Here is a 17,823-nt window from a genome sequence, read left to right as displayed (position 1 = left end):
AGGGCAAGCATGGCCAAGCAACGCACGCCCAGCTACCGCGAACGCCGCGAGGTCGAGGCCGCCGGCCGGCGCGCCAGCGCCCTCTACGCCCAGGGCCGGCACGAGCAGGCCCTGCAACTGTGCCTGCAGACCGCCCGGCGCTGGCCGCAGCTGGCGGTGGCCTGGACCGACGCGGCGGTGAACTGCATCAAGCTGGAGCGCTGGCAGGAAGCCATCGAGCATGCCGGCCGCGCCCTGGCCGCCGGCGGCGACAGCCTGGCGCTGTTCGACGCCCTGTCCCACGCCCATTGCGCCCTGCGCCAGTGGGACCAGGTGCGCCGCCATGGCCTGCACGCGCTGAGCCTGCGCGAGCGCCAGTTCGGCGTCGAACCGCCGATCGCCCATGCCCTGCCGGCATTGCCGCCGCCGCCCGGCGCCGCCACCCGCGAGCGCAACCTGATCGCCTTCTCGCTGTTCGGCGCCAGCGCCAAATACTGCGAGACGGCGGTGCTCAACGTGCTGGAGCAGCCGCGCATCTACCCGCACTGGACCTGCCGCTTCTATATCGACGACAGCGTGCCCGAGGCCATCGTCCGCCGCCTGCTCGACAACGGCGGCCAGGTGGTGCGGGTGGACGAGGCCGCGCGCCAGTGGCCGGGGCCGATGTGGCGCTTCCTCGCCCTGGACGACGCCCAGGCCCAGCGCATCCTGTTCCGCGACGCCGACTCGGTGATCAGCGAGCGCGAGGCCGAGGCGGTGGCCCAGTGGCTGGCCAGCGACAAGCACTTCCATGCCCTGCGCGACAACGGCACCCATACCGAACTGCTGCTGGCCGGGCTCTGGGGCGTCGTCGGCGGGGCGCTGCCGCCGCTGGCGCAACTGGCCCGGCTGTTCTTCGCCGAACCGGTGGCTTCGCGGCATTTCGCCGACCAGCACTTCCTGCGCCGCTACGTCTGGCCCTATGCCCGGCGCAGCCTGCTGCAGCACGACTCGATGTTCGGTTTCCTCGACGCCGCCGGCTTCCCCGGCGGGCCCATGCCGGACGACTTCCACGTCGGCTACGCCGAAGGCTCGCCCCGCTTCGAACTGCCCTGCACCCTGGCCGAAGGCAGCCGGGTGCGCTGGACCCTGTACCGGCGCGAGGGGGAGGGCGAGCAGGCGATCTGCGACTACGCCGCCACGGTGAACGCAGGCAGGGTGCAAGGGCACATCCCGGCACGCTATGCCGAGTGGATCCGCCGCGGCGAAGCCCGCATAGCGGTGACCCCGGAAGCGTAGGGCGAATAACCGTTCGCGGTTATCCGCCGTTTCACCTTTCTCATCGCCAACGCCATCGCCAGCCCTGGCGCGGCCATCAGCGATAATGATCGAGGATGCGCTCGATTTCCCCGGAGGCCTTGAGCTCGGCCAGGGCGTCGAGCACCGCCTGGGTCGGCAGTTGCGGATCGTCGAGGACCATGCAGCCCAGTTCGGCCTGGTCGAGCTTGGCGGCGGGGTAGAGGCGGCGCTCGGCCGGCCGCTGGAGGTTGAACCAGTTCAGCGCCACCTCGCTGGACACCGCATAGTCATAGCGCCCGGCTTCCAGCTTTTTCAGCACCAGCTCCTGGTTGCGCGCATCGTCGCGGTGCAGGCGCCCGTTGGCGAACGAACGCTGCAGGTGCGGGTAGGAGTAGCCCAGCACGGTGCCGATGCTCTGCCCGGCCAGCGTGGCGACCTCCACCGGCGCCCGCTCCCGGGCCACCAGCAGGTCGCGCTGGGTCAGCAGCGGCACGCTCCAGCGGTAGTCGCTGAACGCCTCGCTGAGCCAGGCCGGGGCGATGTAGCAGCGCACGTCGATGCTGTGGCTGTGCAGCGCCTGTTCCACCCGGGCCCGCGGCAGGATATGGAAAGACGGGGCCATGCCGACCTTGTGCGCGGTGCGGGTGAACAGCTCGAAGAGGATACCGCCGGTCAGTTGGCCGTCCTCGACCTGCGCCAGCGGCATGGCCCAGCCCTCGATCACCGAGAAACTCAGCTGCCGGGGATCGGCCTGGGCCAGGCCGGCGACCAGCAGGAGGGCGGGGAGGAGTGCGCGCATTCGGGCTCCGGACGTGCGGAAGCAGGACACAATGCCTGTTTCGGAGGGTTCTTGCCAAGCCTGGCCCGGCATCGGGTGCAATTTCCGGTCCTCTTCGCTAGGATTAGCCCACTTCCGCCTACCAGCTGCGATGGATTTCAATGAGTTATCAGGTTCTTGCCCGCAAATGGCGTCCGCGTTCGTTCCGCGAAATGGTCGGCCAGACCCACGTCCTCAAGGCCCTGATCAACGCGCTCGACAACCAGCGCCTGCACCACGCCTACCTGTTCACCGGGACCCGCGGCGTGGGCAAGACCACCATCGCGCGCATCCTGGCCAAGTGCCTGAACTGCGAGACCGGCATCAGCTCCACCCCCTGCGGCCAGTGCTCGGTGTGCCGGGAGATCGACGAGGGCCGCTTCGTCGACCTCATCGAAGTGGACGCCGCCAGCCGCACCAAGGTCGAGGATACCCGCGAACTGCTGGACAACGTGCAGTACGCGCCGAGCCGCGGGCGCTACAAGGTCTACCTGATCGACGAAGTGCACATGCTCTCCTCGCACTCGTTCAACGCCCTGCTCAAGACCCTCGAAGAGCCGCCGCCCCACGTCAAGTTCCTGCTGGCCACCACCGACCCGCAGAAGCTGCCGGTGACCATCCTCTCGCGCTGCCTGCAGTTCAGCCTGAAGAACATGCCGCCGGAGCGCGTGGTGGAGCACCTGACCCACGTGCTCGGCGCCGAGAACGTGCCCTTCGAGGAAGACGCCCTGTGGCTGCTCGGCCGCGCGGCCGACGGCTCCATGCGCGACGCCATGAGCCTGACCGACCAGGCCATCGCCTTCGGTGAGGGCAAGGTGCTGGCCGCCGACGTGCGCGCCATGCTCGGCACCCTCGACCACGGCCAGGTCTACGGCGTGCTCCACGCGCTGCTCGAAGGCGACGCCCGGGCGCTGCTGGACGCCGTGCGCCACCTGGCCGAACAGGGCCCGGACTGGGGCGGGGTGCTGGCCGAAATCCTCAACGTGCTGCACCGCGTGGCCATCGCCCAGGTGCTGCCGGACGCCGTCGACAACGGCCAGGGCGACCGCGACAAGGTGCTGGCCCTGGCGCAAGCGCTGCCCGGCGAGGACGTGCAGTTCTACTACCAGATGGGCCTGATCGGCCGCCGCGACCTGCCCCTGGCGCCGGACCCGCGCAGTGGCTTCGAGATGGTGTTGTTGCGCATGCTGGCCTTCCGCCCGGCCGATGGTGGGGCGCCACCGAGGTCACCGCTAAAGGACCTGGGGATCAGCACGGCCACGGCTGATTCCAACCGCAACCCAGTGGCCGGCGCCGCCGTTGCGGTGCCGGCAGCCGTTGCCAGCGCGGCCAGCGTGCCGGTGGTGTCCACCGTGCCCGCCGCCGTTGCGCAACCGGCCCCCGCGCCGCAGCCTGTGGCGGCTCCGGCTCCGGCTCCGGCTCCGGCTCCGGCTCCGGCTCCGGCTCCGGCTCCGGCTCCGGCTCCGGTAGCCGAGGTTGCGCCCGAACCTGCGCCGGCGCCTGTCGTCGAGGCTGCGCCCGCACCTGTCGAGCCCGCCCCGCAGGCCGTGCCCGTCGAGGTGCCGGCGGTCGAAGCGCAGGCCGCTCCGGCCGAACCGGCGCCCGTCGTCGACCTGCCCTGGGAAGAGCCCGCCGCGCCGGCCGCCGCGCAGCCGCCGGTCGCGCCCGCGCCCCAGCCGGCCGCCGAGCCCGCTCCACTGCCCGACCCCGCGCCTATCATCGCCATGGCCGACAGCGAGGACGACGACCGCGACGAAGAGCCGCCGCCGGCCGAGGACTACTATGAAGTCGACATGGATTCGCTCAGCTACCTGGAAGGCGGCGACGAGTCGCAGGCCAGCGCCCAGCCCGAGCCCGAACCGGAACCGGCGGCCCTGCCGGCCACCGGCCTTGCCGCCGAGTGGCTGGACCTGTTCCCGCGCCTGGGCCTGGGCGGCCTGACCGCGAGCATCGGCGCCAACTGCACCCTGGTCGCGGTGGAGGACGACACCTGGCACCTGCACCTGGACCCGGGGCAGAGCGCGTTGTACAACGCCACCCAGCAGCGCCGCCTGAACGACGCGCTGAGCCAGTACCACGGGCGCACCCTGAAGCTGGAAGTGACCATCCAGAAGCCCGAGCAGGAAACCCCGGCCCAGGCCGCGGCGCGCAAGCGCGCCGAGCGCCAGCGCGAGGCCGAGCGCTCCATCGAGGCGGACCCTTACGTGCAGCAGATGCGGCAGCAGTTCGGCGCGGTGGTCCGCGCCGGTACCATCGAACCCCTGGCGGCGAAGGCCTGAAGGCCGGCGCCCAACCAACCCTGAACGACAGAAGGTGATCGAAATGATGAAAGGTGGCATGGCCGGCCTGATGAAGCAGGCCCAGCAGATGCAGGAAAAGATGCAGAAGATGCAGGAAGAGCTGGCCAACGCCGAAGTCACCGGCCAGTCCGGCGCCGGCCTGGTGAGCGTGGTGATGACCGGCCGGCACGACGTCAAGCGCGTCAGCCTGGACGACAGCCTGATGCAGGAGGACAAGGAAATCCTCGAAGACCTGATCGCCGCCGCGGTGAACGACGCCGTGCGCAAGATCGAGCAGAACAACCAGGAGAAGATGGCGGGCATGACCGCCGGCATGCAGCTGCCCCCCGGCTTCAAGATGCCGTTCTAAGCAAGTGGGCTGGAAGCTGGAGGCCAGAAGCAAAAGCCGCAGGCTCTTCCAGCTTCCAGCTTCCAGCTTCCAGCTTCCAGCTTTTAGCCCTTCTTCCACCCCTTGCAGTCAGATACTTCCATGAGCTTCAGCCCGCTGATCCGCCAACTCATCGACGCCCTGCGCATTCTCCCCGGGGTGGGGCAGAAGAGCGCCCAGCGCATGGCGCTGCAGTTGCTGGAGCGTGACCGCACGGGCGGGCTGCGCCTGGCCCAGTCGCTGACCCAGGCCATGGAAGGGGTAGGGCACTGCAAGCAGTGCCGCACGCTGAGCGAGGAGGAGCTGTGCCCGCAGTGCGCCGACCCGCGCCGCGACGACTCGCTGCTGTGCGTGGTGGAAGGCCCGCTGGACGTGTTCGCGGTGGAGCAGACCGGCTACCGCGGGCGCTTCTTCGTGCTCAAGGGCCACCTCTCGCCGCTGGACGGCCTGGGCCCGGAGGCCATCGGCATTCCCGAGCTGGAAGCGCGGATCAAGGCCGGCAACTTCGCCGAGATCATCCTCGCCACCAACCCCACGGTGGAAGGCGAGGCCACCGCCCACTACATCGCCCAACTGCTGGCCGGCAGCGGCCTGGTGCTCAGCCGCATCGCCCACGGCGTGCCCTTGGGCGGCGAACTGGAGCTGGTGGATGGCGGCACCCTGGCCCACGCCCTGGCCGGACGCCGGCCGATCGTCTAGTCCAGAGGCATCGGGCCGAAACGGCCCAGGCGATGGCGCAAGTCTCGCCTTGAAAACCAAGCAAGCGCTCGGTAAGTTTTCAGGCAACCCGCCTGGAGGCCCGCCATGTCCGCATTCACCGAATACTTCGACGACAGCCACCGCCTGGTCCGCGACTCGGTGCGGCGCTTCGTCGAGCGGGAAATCCTCCCGCACATCGCCGATTGGGAAGAAGCCGAGGAGTTCCCCCGCGAGCTCTACCGCAAGGCCGGCGAGGCCGGCATCCTCGGCATCGGCTACCCCGAAGCCTACGGCGGCAGCCACGAGGGCGACCTGTTCGCCAAGCTGGCGGCCAGCGAGGAACTGATGCGCAGCGGCTCCGGCGGCCTGGTGGCCGGCCTGGGCTCGCTGGACATCGGCCTGCCGCCGCTGCTCAAGTGGGGCCGCGCGGAACTGCGCGAACGCATCGTGCCGCAGGTGCTGGCCGGCGAGAAGATCATGGCCCTGGCGGTCACCGAGCCCTCCGGCGGCTCCGACGTGGCCAGCCTGAAGACCCGCGCCGTGCGCGACGGCGAGCATTACCGCGTGACCGGCAGCAAGACCTTCATCACCAGCGGCGTGCGCGCCGACTACTACACGGTGGCGGTGCGCACCGGCGGCGAAGGCTACGGCGGCGTCAGCCTGCTGTTGGTGGAGAAGGGCACGCCCGGCTTCACGGTGGGCCGCAAGCTGAAGAAGATGGGCTGGTGGGCCTCGGACACCGCCGAGCTGTTCTTCGACGACTGCAAGGTGCCGGTGGAAAACCTGATCGGCATGCAGAACATGGGCTTCGCCTGCATCATGGCCAACTTCCAGAGCGAGCGCCTGGCCCTGGCCACCATGGCCAACATGACCGCCCAGCTGGCCCTGGAGGAAGCCCTGAAATGGGGCGCCGAGCGCGAAGCCTTCGGCAAGCCCATCGGCAAGTTCCAGGTGCTCAAGCACCGCCTGGCGGAGATGGCCACCCAGGTGGAAGTCTCCCGCGAGTTCACCTACCGCCAGGCGGCGAAGATGGCCGTCGGGCAGAGCGTGGTGAAGGAAATCTCCATGGCCAAGAACTTCGCCACCGACGTCGCCGACCGGGTGGTCTATGACGCGGTGCAACTGCTGGGTGGCATGGGGTATATGCGCGAGAGCCTGGTGGAGCGGTTGTACCGCGACAACCGCATCCTTTCCATCGGCGGCGGGACGCGGGAGATCATGAACGAGATCATCGCCAAGCAGATGGGATTGTGAGGGAGCGGGCTGTTTGTAGGAGCGAGCTTGCTCGCGAACAATGGCGTTTCCCGGCGGCTGCGGTGTTTGGGGTTGACTCCGCTCCCTCTCCCCAGCCCTCTCCCTGAAGGGAGAGGGGGCTATCCGTGCCGTCGGAGAGAGCTGTGTCAGCCGGCTGCCAGGGAGTTCCGGCTAACCCCAGAACACCAAACCCTGCCCAACGGTCCCCTCTCCCTTCAGGGAGAGGGTTAGGGAGAGGGAACGAGGTCCGGCCACACACCAGCGCAGCCAGGTAACTCCATTGGTTCGCGAGCAAGCTCGCTCCTACGAAGAGCGAAGAGCAAGCACCCCGTAGGATGGCGTTGAGCGAAGCGATACCCATCAAAAAGAAAGCCCGCTCCAAGAAGCGGGCTTCTTCTTTCACCACCCCCTACTTGGCCTCATACCCCTCCGTCCGCGCCTTGCCCTTCGGCGCAAAACGCGCCGCCAGGCGCATGCTGACGGTAACCACCTTCTGGTACCACACCGGCAACACCCGCAGCATCACGTCGATGGCATGGGCATCCGCGCCAATGAGAATGCGTCGAGCGTCGCGCTCCACGCCGCGGATGATCACCTGGGCCGCCTTGTCCGGGGTGGTGCGCAGCAACTGGTCGTTGAACTGCTGGCGCGCGGCGTTGGCGTTCTGCCCGGTGACCTTGGCCAGGCTGTCGTTCATCCGCGCGGTGCGGGCGATGTTGGTCTTGATCCCGCCGGGGTGCACGCAGCTGGCCGAGACCGCGCCGCCTTCCATGTCCAGCTCCTGGCGCAGTGATTCGGTGAAGCCGCGCACGGCGAACTTGGTGGCGTTGTAGGCGCTCATGCCCGGCTGCGAGAACAGCCCGAACACGCTGGAGACGTTGACGACGTGCCCCTCGCCGCTGGCCTTGATGTGCGGCAGGAAGGCCTTGGTGCCGTAGACCACGCCCCAGAAGTTGATGTTGGTGATCCACTCGTACTCTTCGTACTCGCTGCCTTCCACGGTGCCGGCATGGGCCACCCCGGCGTTGTTGAACACCAGGTTGACCTTGCCGTGCTCGGCCACCACCTTGTCGGCCCAGGCGTGGACCTGCTCGCGCTCGGCGACGTTGACCACCTCGGTGGAGATGCGCACGCCGTAGGAGGCCAGGGCCTGGCGGGTTTCCTCAAGCCCCGCGGCGTTGACGTCGGCCAGCGCCAGGTGGCAGCCGCGCGAGGCCAGCTCGCGGGCCAGGGCGCGGCCGATGCCGGAACCGGCGCCGGTGATGGCGGCGACTTTGTTCTCGAAGGACTTCATGCCGGGACCTCCTCGGCGCGGGGTTGCTGGGTGACTGCGGTTTCCTCGAACGGCCGGGCCTTCAGATGATAGGCGGCGGCGTCGAAACTGCGGGTGAGCAGGCGGAAGCGCCAGGTGAAGCCCGGCCACAGGGTGCAGTTGCGCCCGCTCACCGGGTGCAGGTACCAGCTCTTGCAGCCGCCGGTGTTCCACACGCTATGGTTGAGCCCGCGCTGCAGCTTGAGGTTCCAGCGCTGCTGCTCGTCTTCCTTGACCTCCAGGCTGAGCAGCTCGCGGCGCCGCATCAGCTTCAGCGCGCCGAGCACGTAGGCGATCTGCGACTCGATCATGTAGACCATGGAGTTGTGGCCCAGGCCGGTGTTCGGGCCCATCAGGAAGAACAGGTTGGGGAAGCCGCGGGTGACGGTGCCCTTGTAGGCCTCCGGGCCCTGCGGCCAGGTGTCCAGCAGGTCCACGCCGCCGCGACCGAACACGGTGCCGCGGGGGATGGGGTCGTTGGCGGTGAAGCCGGTGCCGAAGATGATCGCGTCCACCTCGCGCTCCTGGCCGTCGGCGGTGACGATGCTGTGCTCGCGGATCTCGCGGATGCCGTCGGTGATCACCGAGGCGTTCGGCGCGGCCAGCGCCGGGTAGTAGTTCGGCGACATCAGGATGCGCTTGCAGCCGATGGTGTAGTCCGGGGTCAGCTTGCGGCGCAGTTCCGGGTCCTTGACCTGCTGGTGGATGTAGCGCACCGCCAGCTTGCCGATCATCTTCATCGCCCAGGGCGCGAAGGTGAAGCCCAGCACGCGGCCTTCGAGCATGCTGTAGAGCGCGCCGCGCCAGAGCTTCTGCACCAGCGGGAAGTGCTTGAAGCGCGCCCGTTCCTTGTCGCTGATGGCGCGGTCGGGCTTGGGCAGGATCCAGGGCGCGGTGCGCTGGTAGAGGTCCAGGCTGGCCACCAGCGGCTGGATTTCCGGAACGAACTGGATGGCCGAGGCGCCGGTGCCGATCACCGCCACGCGCTTGCCCTTCAGGTCGTAGTCGTGGTCCCAGTGCTGCGAGTGGAAGGCGTGGCCCTTGAAGCTGTCCAGGCCCTTGAGGTCGGGGATCGAGGGGATCGACAGGGCGCCCATGCCGGAGACCACCGCCTGGGCGGTGTAGTGGTTGCCGGCGGCGTCGCGCAGGTGCCAGAGGTCGCGCGCCTCGTCCCATTCCAGGCGCTGGATCTCGGTGTTCAGCAGGGTGCGGCCTTCCAGGCGGTACTTCTTCCAGCAGTTCTCCAGGTAGCCGCGGATTTCCGGCTGGCGGGCGAACATGCGCGTCCATTCCGGGTTCGGCTCGAAGGAGAAGGAGTAGACGTGGGACTGCACGTCGCAGGCGCAGCCGGGGTAGTTGTTGACCCGCCAGGTGCCGCCGACGCCGGCGTCCTTCTCGAACAGCAGGAAGTCGTCCTCGCCCTCCTGGCTGAGGCGGATGGCCATGCCCAGGCCGGAGAAACCGGTGCCGATGATGGCCACCTTGCAGTGTCTGACCGCGGCAGTCTTAGGTTGAGTTCCCATTTACCTGGCTCCTGTTATGCTTGTGTGCAGGCGTATACAACTGTCTACGTGGTGCCAATGTAGACATCTGTATACTTCGTGGGCAACCAATCTTTAGGGTGGGCGAGGTGGGGCAAGGATGAGTCTGGAACCGGACGCGGTAACACAACGCCAGGATGCACCGGGCAAGCGCCTGCTGATGGAGGCGGCGCTGCGCCTGGCCTCCAGCCGGCGCAGCCTGAGCAGCATCGGCCTGCGCGAGCTGGCCCGCGAGGCCGGGCTGAACCCCAATACCTTCTACCGCCACTTCGCCGACGTCGACGACCTGGGCCTGGCGATCATCCGCGACATCGCTACTCAACTGCGCCAGCCGCTGCGCGAACTGCGCCGCGAGGCGGCCGGGCGCGCGCCGGCGGCGGGCGGCGCGGCGGCCACCCCGCTGGGCCTGGACTTCGCCCGCGGCCAGCGGGTGTGCGAGGAGACGGTGCGGCTGTTCTTCGACTTCGTCGAACGCCATCCCGAGGCCTTCATCATCGGCGTGCGCGAACTGCACGGCCCTTCGGCGGTGCTGCGCGAGGCGCTGGGCCAGGTGATGGACGACTTCGGCGCCGACATGGCCGAGGACATCGCCCTGTTCCGCCTGCTGCCGGAGGTGCCGGCGCAGGAGGTGGCGCAGCTGTCGCGGCTGATCAGCCGGCAGCTGTTCCAGCTGTCGCTGGATTACCTGGAATTGCCGGAAGGGCAACGGGGCGAGGTCTGCGCGCTGGCGGAGCGGCAGGTGCTGCTGCTGTTCACCGGGGCGGCGGTGTTGCAGGCGTTGGGGTTGTAGGAGCGTTCCTGTCGTGCAGGGTGCGGAACCCGACTCTGCTCCCTCACCCTAACCCTCTCCCAGAGGGAGAGGGGACCGTTCGGTGTGCTTGGTTGTCATGGCGTTAGCCGGCGGCCGCAGAGGTTTCCGGCGCAATGCATTGCTCATCTCGGCACAGACGGCTCCCTCTCTCTCCCAGAGGGAGAGGGGACCGTTCGGTGTGCTTGGTTGTCATGGCGTTAGCCGGCGACCGCAGAGGTTTCCGGCGCAATGCATTGCTCATCTCGGCACGGACGGCTCCCTCTCTCTCCCAGAGGGGAGGGGCCGTTCGGTGTGCTTGGCTGTCATGGCGTTAGCCGGCGGCCGCAGAGGTTTCCGGCGCAATGCATTGCTCATCCCGGCACGGACGGCTCCCTCTCTCTCCCAGAGGGAGAGGGGACCGTTCGGTGTGCTTGGCTGTCATGGCGTTAGCCGGCGGCCGCAGAGGTTCCGGCGCAGTGCATTGCTCATCCCGGCACGGACGGCTCCCTCTCCCTCTGGGAGAGGGCTGGGGTGAGGGAACGCGGTTGTTCCGAGATCCGTCCTCACAGGGAGAGTAGGGAGAGTCTGTTCGCGAGCAAGCTCGCTCCTACGAGAAGCCGTGCTGCACCTGTAGGAGCGCGCCCTGCGCGCGATTCGCGGGCAGGGCCCGCTCCTACAGGTGAGGGGGCGGCTCAACCAGCGAAGTCGAGCTTGTCCTTCCAGTACTTCTCCAGCGTCTTGGTGTCGTGGTCGAAGGGGTGGAAGCCGGGGCGGAAGTAGTCCAGCCAGGGCAGCACGAGCTGGGTGAAGTAGCCGTTGCGCAGGCCGAACAGGGTGACCAGGCCGTGCTTCCAGCTGCGCCAGTTGAACAGCTGGCGGTCGCGGCGTAGCAGGTGGATCTGGAAGCCGGCGATCACGCCGAGGAAGATCACCGTGGTCAGCAGCATCACCGCGGTGCGGGTGAAGTAGCCGCCGTAGACCTGCTGGTAGACGTCGTAGGCCACCGCCTTGTGCTCGTTCTCCTCGATGGCGTGCCACATCCACAGCTTGTACATCTTCGGCGAGCGCATCTGCGTGCTCAGGTCCTCGCGGCGCAGCAGGCGCTCGGCCATGGTCGCGGTGAAGTGCTCCAGAGCGCAGGTGATGGCCAGGTCCTGCTTCTTGGTGGTGACCTTGCTGATCGCGCCGAGCAGGTGCTTGATGCGCAGCTCCAGGCGTTCCAGGTCGATGCCGTGTTCCTCGGCGTATTCGTTGTAGGCCGCGTGTTCCTTGGAGTGCATGGCTTCCTGGCCGATGAAGGCGGACACGTCCTTCTGCAGCTGCGGGTCCTGGATGCGGTCGCGCACGGCGCGCACGCTGTCGACGAAGAACTTCTCGCCGTAGGGGAACAGCGAGGACAGGTTGTTCATGAAGTGCGACATGAAGGGCTGATCGTCCCACCAGTACTTCGGCGTCTCGGTGAAGCTGAAATCCATGCGCCGGACGGGGAAGTGGGCGCGGAGCGGTTCGGTCTGGGCGTTCATGGGCGACTCCTTGTTGTTGTTCGACGAGCCCCGGCGGCGATTTGGGCAGGCAGCGGCGCCGGCGGGGCGGAGGGCCTGACACGGTGAATGTGTCATTGGTTGATGTAATTGTTGGAAGGATTGTCGGACAAGGGAGAGGTCCGATCCGGCCATGGAAGGGTTATTTGCGGCCAAGGAGGGGCCGGCCCGACCTTGGATAGGGGGGAAGGGGGCACGGTTGTAGGAGCGAGCTTGCTCGCGAACGGTGTTTACCGGCGGCTGCGGTATATCGGGTTGACACCGCCCCTCTCCCCAGCCCTCTCCCTGAAGGGAGAGGGGGCCGTTCGGTGTCTGTGGGGAGAATGGAGTCAGCCGGCGACCCTGGTCATTCCGGCGAATGCGGGAACTTCGCGGACAGCCCCCGCGGCAGGTCAGCCTTGCTGCGCTTCCCGCGCCTCGCGGGCGGTGACCTGCTGGCACAGCTCGATCAGTTGCTCGCGCATCCAGCGGTTGGCCGGGTCCTGGTCGGTGCTTTCGTGCCAGTACAGGTGGGTTTCCAGCTTGGGCACGTCGCTCACCGGCAGGTCCACGTAGTGCAGGTTGTGGTGGCGGGCGAAGCGCTCGGGCACCGTCACCGCCATGTCGGTCTGCTGCACCACGTTGGAGGCCATCAGGTAGTGCTGCGAGCGCAGGGCGATCTTGCGCTGCAGGCCCATCTTGCCCAGCGACAGGTCGATATAGCCCAGGCCGCTGCGGCGGCTGGAGATCTGGATGTGCGTCAGCGACAGGTACTCCTCCAGGCTCAGCTTCGGCCTGGCCAGCGGGTGGCCGTGGCGCATGGCGCAGACGTAGCGGTCTTCCATCAGCTTGACGTGGCGCACCTGCGGGTCGGTGTTCAGCGGCGCGTCCACGGCGAAGTCCAGGCGCCCGGCGGCCAGTTCCTTGGTGGTCTCGCGGCGTTTGGAGAGGAAGCTCTCGATGTGCACGTTGGGCGCCTGGCGGCGCAGGCGCTGGAACAGCGGCGGCAGGATGATGGCCTCGGTGAGGTCGGTCATGCTGATGCGGTAGGTCTTGCTCGCCTGCTGCGGGGTGAAGGTGCGGCTTTCCTGCACCGATACGCGCAGCAGCTGCAGGGCGTTGCGCACCGGGCCGATGATGTTCTGCGCCATGGGCGTGGGCACCATGCCCTGGGCGGTGCGCACGAACAGCGGGTCGTTGAAGGTCTCGCGCAGGCGGGCGAGGGCGTTGGACACCGCGGGTTGGGTGATGCCGACGATCTGTCCGGCGCGGGTGAGGTTGGCTTCGGTGTAGATGGCATCGAAGACGATGAACAGATTCAGGTCGACCTTGTTCAGGTTCATCCCGTGGCTCCGCTTGTCATTGTTGTGGCCGGATCATACCCGGGATGGCGGACCATCATGCGGGTTATGAATGTTCATTGATTCGGATAATAGGCTAGGTAAATCGTGCTGCCTGTTCTAGCATCTTCCTCGACACAAGACAAACCCCTGCCAGAAGGTAGCCCCCATGGATTTCGCCTATTCCGCCAAGGTCCAGGACCTGCGTGAGCGCGTCACCGCGTTCATGGAAGCTTATGTATATCCCGCCGAGAGCGTCTTCGAGCAACAGGTAGCCGAAGGCGACCGCTGGCAGCCGACCCAGGTCATGGAGGACCTCAAGGCCCGCGCCAAGGCCGAGGGCCTGTGGAACCTGTTCCTGCCCGAGTCCGAATACGGCGCCGGCCTGACCAACATGGAGTACGCCCCGCTGGCGGAAATCATGGGCCGCTCGCTGATCGGCGCCGAGCCGTTCAACTGCTCGGCCCCGGACACCGGCAACATGGAAACCCTCGTCCGCTACGGTAGCGAGGAACAGAAGCGCACCTGGCTGGAACCGCTGCTGCGCGGCGAAATCCGCTCCGCCTTCGCCATGACCGAGCCTGGCGTGGCTTCCTCCGACGCCACCAACATGCAGGCCAACGCCGTGCGCGAGGGTGACGAGTGGGTCATCAACGGCCGCAAGTGGTGGACCTCCGGCGCCTGCGACCCGCGCTGCAAGGTGATGATCTTCATGGGCCTGACCAACCCGGACGCGCCGCGCCACCAGCAGCACTCGATGATCCTGGTGCCCAGCGACGCCCCCGGGGTGAAGATCCTCCGCCCGCTGCCGGTGTTCGGCTACGACGACGCGCCCCACGGCCATGCCGAAGTGCTCTTCGAGAACGTCCGCGTGCCCTACGAGAACGTGCTGCTGGGCGAGGGCCGCGGCTTCGAGATCGCCCAGGGCCGCCTCGGCCCGGGCCGCATCCACCACTGCATGCGCTCCATCGGCATGGCCGAGCGCGCCCTGGAACTGATGTGCAAGCGCGCCACCAGCCGCACCGCCTTCGGCAAGCCGCTGGCGCGCCTGGGCGGCAACATCGACCACATCGCCAACTCGCGCATCGAGATCAACCAGGCCCGCCTGCTGACCCTCAACGCCGCGTACATGATGGACACCGTGGGCAACAAGATCGCCCAGAGCGAGATCGCCCAGATCAAGGTGGTGGCGCCCAACGTCGCCCTGCAGGTGATCGACCGCGCCATCCAGATCCACGGCGGCGCCGGCGTCTCCAACGACTTCCCGCTGGCCTACTGGTACTCCATGCAGCGCACCCTGCGCCTGGCCGACGGCCCGGACGAAGTGCACCGCATGGCCGTCGGCAAGTACGAGATCGGCAAGTACATGGGCAAGTGAGTGCTGGTTGGTAGTTGAGGCCCGGTGAGGGTCGCGGGAACGCCGTTTCTCCGAAGGGGAAGCGGCGTTTTTGTGTGTGGGTCTCGTTCGGGCGGTTTTTTGTAGGAGCGAGCTTGCTCGCGAACGGGTTTCCAGGTGGCGTAGGTGCTGGGCTTGAGAGCGCCCTCACCCCAGCCCTCTCCCGGAGGGAGAGGGGGCCGTTCGGAGTGGGCGGCGAATTCGGCGTCATCCTGAAACGCCTATCCTTCCTCGTGCGGGACGCGGCTCCATCGCGAACAGCGCTTGCGCTGGCCCGAAGGGGAATAACCCGGTGACTGCCCGGTTCGCGAGCAAGCTCGCTCCTACAGAATCACCCCGCCACCTGCCTTGCCTTCAGCCATGCCGCGAAGCCTTCGGCCGGCAGCGGCGGGGACAGCAGGTAGCCCTGGGCCACCCTGTAGCCCTGGGCTTCGAGGATGCGCAGTTGTTCGGGGTTCTCGATGCCTTCGGCGACCACCGTCATGCCCAGGCTGCGGCCGATGTTCAGCACGGCGTCGCTGAGGGTGCGGCTGGTGCTGTTGCTCTCCAGGTCGCGGACGAAGCTGCGGTCCAGCTTCAGTTCCTGCACCGGCAGGCGGTTCAGCCGGGCCAGGCTGGAGTAGCCGGTGCCGAAGTCGTCCAGGGCCAGGCGGATGCCCAGTTCGTGCAACTGGTCGAGCACGCCCAGGGTGTCGCTGTCGGCTTCCATCAGCGCGCTTTCGGTGATTTCCAGGGTCAGGTCGGTGCCGTGCAGGCCGTGCTCTTCCAGGGTGCGCAGCACCGCGACGGGCAGTTGCGGGTCCTGGAAGTCGCCGGCGGACAGGTTGACCGATATCTCCGGCACCTGCAGGCCCGCGTGGCGCCACTCGGCCAGTTGCCGGCAGGCTTCGCGCAGCACCCAGCGGCCCAGTTCGATGCTCAGCCCGCATTCCTCGGAGAGGGGGATGAAGCGCTCCGGGGAGATGTTGCCCAGCTGCGGGTGGTGCCAGCGGGCCAGGACCTCGGCGCCGCGCAGGCGGCCTGCGCGGATGTCCACCAGCGGCTGGTAGTTCAGGTGCAGGCGCTGCCTGGCGAGGGCTTCGCGCAGGGCGCTCTCCAGCGCCACGCGTTCCTGCGCCAGGCGCTCCAGTTCCTCGCTGAAGAACACCTGGCCGCCGCGGCTCTTGCCTTTGCCCTTGGCCTGGTTCATCGCCATCGCCGCGTGGCGCAGCAGGCTCTGGAAGTCCTCGCCATCCTCCGGGAACAGGCTGATGCCGATGCTCGCCGAGGGGTTGTGGGGCGCGCCGGCGACGCGCCAGGGCGCGTCGAGGGCGGCCTTCAGGCGGGCGAGGTGGATGCCGGCCGCCGCGCGGTCGCAGCCCGGCAGCAGGACGACGAATTCGTCGTTGGCCTGGCGCCCGACGTGGTCCTCATCGCGGCAGGCCTGGCGCAGGCGCCGGGCGATGGTGCGCAGCAGCTCGTCGCCGGAGGGGCGGCCGAAGGAGTCGTTGATCTGGCGGAAGCGGTCCAGGCCGATGTACAGCACCGCCAGGCCCTGCCGGCGCGCGGCGGCGCCGGCCAGTTCGGCGCTGGCCAGGTTCTGCAGCAGGTGGCGGTTGGGCAGGCCGGTCAGGTCGTCGTAGTAGGCGAGCTGGTGGATGCGCGTGCGCGCCTGGTCGCGCTCCAGCACCAGCGCGCAGAGGTGCGTGCAGATGTCCAGCAGGCATTGCTGCGTCGTGCAGGGCGCCTGGGGGCCCCGGCCGTAGCAGACGAAGCAGCCGATCAACTGGCCGGAGCTGGAGCGAATCGGCGTGACGCTGCAACTGCGCAGTTCCGGCGGCAGCAGGTGGCGGTAGGCGGACCACAGCGGATGGCGCTCGACTTCGCCGGCCCAGGCGCCCTCACTGCCCGGGCCGTCGCCCAGGGGCAGGCCGTCCAGGGCCTGCAGGTAGGCGGGCGGCAGGCTCGGCCCGGCCAGCGGGTGCAGGCGGCCTGCGTTGACGCGCAGGACCGAGGCGCTGGTCCGCGGCAGCAGCCGTTCGATCTCCAGGCAGGCCGCTTCCATCAGGTGTTCCGGCGGCTCGTCGCGGGCCATGCCTTCGAGCAGGCGGTCCAGCAGCACCTCGTGGATTTTCGACTGGGTGATCTCGGTGAGCGCCAGCAACTGCAGGTCGGGCTCGCCCGTGGCGCGGTTCAGCCCGGTGCTGGCGATGCCGCACCAGATGCGCCGGCCGTCATGGCAGCGCACCAGGGCTTCCACGCGGTCGTTGGCCGCCGGCCGCGCGTCCACCAGCTCGTCGAACGGGCGGCCCACCAGGCTTTCCGGGGCATGGCCGAGCAGCCGGCCGAAGGCGCGGTTGCAGTACAGCAGGCGCTGCCCGTCGTCGTTGATGCAAAGAGCGGTCTCGGCATGCTCCAGGGCTTCGGAGAGCATCCGGGGGAGGTCGGGAATACTGCGGATCGGCATGCTTGCACTCCGGCCTGGTGGTCGAGGAACGGGGCTAGAGCTTGAAGCGCAGCAGCATGTCGTTGAGCTCCACCGCCACGCGGTTCAGCGACTGGATCTGCTGGTCGCTGCTGCGGGCGCTGTTCCAGCCGGTGAGGATCGAAAGCAGGAGGGCGGCGGCCAGGGCGGCCAGGACGATGAGCATTCCCGTGCGTATTTTCAGCTTGGACAACATTGCGGACTTCCTTTCGTGGCAAACCACCATCGGACCGGCTGCGCCATGGGGGCGAAGTGATGGCAATCAGCCCTATCCTGTTCCCCCGTGAAAAGGAAAGTCAATTAGTCAATGATCTATTAAGAAACATTTATAGACGTCATGCGTCCTTCAGCCGCACGCAAGCTCCCCTGAAAATGGCTTGAGGCGTTATATCGGATGATGTATGAGGTCAATTCGCATGAAAGGTCGGAGCGTGGTCCATGAAGTCGGCGCAGCCATCGCCAACCGCCGCAGGGCCAAGGGGCTGACGCAGGCACAGATAGCAGAGGGGATAGGGGTGGAGAAGGAAACCATCAGCCGCATGGAGAACGGTGTGATATCGCCGACCTTGCAGCGCCTGGGACAGATCGCGGAAATCCTCGAATGCCCGCTGAGCGACCTTTTCCGCAAGGATTCGATCGACGTCGCCGAGCAGGCCGAGGCCATCGGCGACCTGCTTCAGGGGTTGGCGGAGAGCGAGCGGGCGCTGGTGGTGAACCTGATCGGCGAGATCGTCAAGGTGCTCAAGGGCCGGCGCAGCCACTAGCG

General features: G+C 67.8%; 14 protein-coding genes and 1 pseudogene. 8 read left to right on the top strand and 7 right to left on the bottom strand.

Annotation, left to right across the window (positions count from 1 at the left end; translation table 11 throughout):
- The first annotated feature begins 9 nt into the window (after nucleotides 1-9).
- The gene (locus tag RN02_RS10665) at nucleotides 10-1,257 is read left to right on the top strand and encodes a tetratricopeptide repeat protein (protein WP_052267696.1); all 1,248 of its coding nucleotides are present in this window, start codon (nucleotides 10-12) and stop codon (nucleotides 1,255-1,257) included.
- Between the two features lie 76 nt (nucleotides 1,258-1,333).
- On the opposite strand, the gene RN02_RS10660 is transcribed toward RN02_RS10665, so the two are convergent.
- Nucleotides 1,334-2,056 carry a substrate-binding periplasmic protein gene (locus tag RN02_RS10660; protein WP_009619437.1) on the bottom strand — a complete coding sequence of 241 codons (723 nt, stop codon included), beginning with the start codon at nucleotides 2,054-2,056 and terminating at the stop codon, nucleotides 1,334-1,336.
- 140 nt (nucleotides 2,057-2,196) lie between these two features.
- Between RN02_RS10660 and dnaX the strand changes: the two genes are divergently transcribed.
- The 4 genes from dnaX (at nucleotide 2,197) to RN02_RS10640 (ending at nucleotide 6,694) form a co-directional block, all read left to right on the top strand.
- On the top strand, nucleotides 2,197-4,353 hold the full coding sequence (gene dnaX, locus RN02_RS10655) for a DNA polymerase III subunit gamma/tau (protein WP_043314436.1): 2,157 nt from the start codon (nucleotides 2,197-2,199) through the stop codon (nucleotides 4,351-4,353).
- 43 nt (nucleotides 4,354-4,396) lie between these two features.
- The gene (locus RN02_RS10650) at nucleotides 4,397-4,723 is read left to right on the top strand and encodes a YbaB/EbfC family nucleoid-associated protein (RefSeq protein WP_009619439.1); all 327 of its coding nucleotides are present in this window, start codon (nucleotides 4,397-4,399) and stop codon (nucleotides 4,721-4,723) included.
- A gap of 120 nt (nucleotides 4,724-4,843) precedes the next feature.
- The gene (gene recR, locus RN02_RS10645) at nucleotides 4,844-5,440 is read left to right on the top strand and encodes a recombination mediator RecR (RefSeq protein ID WP_043314435.1); all 597 of its coding nucleotides are present in this window, start codon (nucleotides 4,844-4,846) and stop codon (nucleotides 5,438-5,440) included.
- Between the two features lie 105 nt (nucleotides 5,441-5,545).
- Complete coding sequence (locus RN02_RS10640; RefSeq protein WP_043314433.1) at nucleotides 5,546-6,694, top strand: acyl-CoA dehydrogenase family protein; 1,149 nt, start codon at nucleotides 5,546-5,548, stop codon at nucleotides 6,692-6,694.
- A gap of 409 nt (nucleotides 6,695-7,103) precedes the next feature.
- Here the strand turns inward: RN02_RS10640 and RN02_RS10635 are convergent, their stop codons facing one another.
- Nucleotides 7,104-7,988, bottom strand: a complete 885-nt coding sequence (locus RN02_RS10635; RefSeq protein WP_043266653.1) for an SDR family NAD(P)-dependent oxidoreductase — start codon at nucleotides 7,986-7,988, stop codon at nucleotides 7,104-7,106.
- Nucleotides 7,985-9,569: pseudogene (locus RN02_RS10630) on the bottom strand (flavin-containing monooxygenase). The gene RN02_RS10635 and the pseudogene RN02_RS10630 overlap by 4 nt, the downstream one beginning before the upstream one ends.
- 78 nt (nucleotides 9,570-9,647) lie before the next feature.
- Here RN02_RS10630 and RN02_RS10625 point away from each other — a divergent pair.
- On the top strand, nucleotides 9,648-10,337 hold the full coding sequence (locus RN02_RS10625) for a TetR family transcriptional regulator (RefSeq protein ID WP_043314432.1): 690 nt from the start codon (nucleotides 9,648-9,650) through the stop codon (nucleotides 10,335-10,337).
- Nucleotides 10,338-11,029: 692 nt separating this feature from the next.
- On the opposite strand, the gene RN02_RS10620 is transcribed toward RN02_RS10625, so the two are convergent.
- Both RN02_RS10620 and RN02_RS10615 read right to left on the bottom strand, forming a co-directional pair.
- Nucleotides 11,030-11,860 (bottom strand): metal-dependent hydrolase, encoded by an 831-nt coding sequence (locus RN02_RS10620; protein ID WP_043314430.1) that lies wholly within the window; start codon nucleotides 11,858-11,860, stop codon nucleotides 11,030-11,032.
- 410 nt (nucleotides 11,861-12,270) lie between these two features.
- Nucleotides 12,271-13,200 (bottom strand): LysR family transcriptional regulator, encoded by a 930-nt coding sequence (locus RN02_RS10615; RefSeq protein ID WP_009619446.1) that lies wholly within the window; start codon nucleotides 13,198-13,200, stop codon nucleotides 12,271-12,273.
- Nucleotides 13,201-13,366: 166 nt separating this feature from the next.
- On the opposite strand from RN02_RS10615, the gene RN02_RS10610 reads away from it, so the two are divergent.
- Nucleotides 13,367-14,575, top strand: a complete 1,209-nt coding sequence (locus RN02_RS10610; RefSeq protein WP_009619447.1) for an acyl-CoA dehydrogenase — start codon at nucleotides 13,367-13,369, stop codon at nucleotides 14,573-14,575.
- A 349-nt stretch (nucleotides 14,576-14,924) separates the two neighbouring features.
- Here the strand turns inward: RN02_RS10610 and RN02_RS10605 are convergent, their stop codons facing one another.
- Together RN02_RS10605 and RN02_RS10600 are read right to left on the bottom strand one after the other, a co-directional pair.
- Nucleotides 14,925-17,039, bottom strand: a complete 2,115-nt coding sequence (locus tag RN02_RS10605; RefSeq protein WP_052267694.1) for a putative bifunctional diguanylate cyclase/phosphodiesterase — start codon at nucleotides 17,037-17,039, stop codon at nucleotides 14,925-14,927.
- Between the two features lie 34 nt (nucleotides 17,040-17,073).
- On the bottom strand, nucleotides 17,074-17,253 hold the full coding sequence (locus RN02_RS10600; RefSeq protein ID WP_043314429.1) for a Tar ligand binding domain-containing protein: 180 nt from the start codon (nucleotides 17,251-17,253) through the stop codon (nucleotides 17,074-17,076).
- 220 nt (nucleotides 17,254-17,473) lie between these two features.
- Here RN02_RS10600 and RN02_RS10595 point away from each other — a divergent pair, with 220 nt between their 5' ends.
- Nucleotides 17,474-17,821: a helix-turn-helix domain-containing protein gene (locus RN02_RS10595; RefSeq protein WP_009619450.1), complete on the top strand. Its 348-nt coding sequence runs from the start codon at nucleotides 17,474-17,476 to the stop codon at nucleotides 17,819-17,821.
- Nucleotides 17,822-17,823 lie beyond the last annotated feature (2 nt).

The sequence above is a fragment of the Pseudomonas sp. PI1 genome (assembly GCF_000812405.1).
Lineage (GTDB): Bacteria > Pseudomonadota > Gammaproteobacteria > Pseudomonadales > Pseudomonadaceae > Pseudomonas > Pseudomonas citronellolis.
The sequence above is the reverse complement of the archived record's forward strand: the minus strand, read 5'-3'. Positions and strand labels throughout refer to the sequence as shown.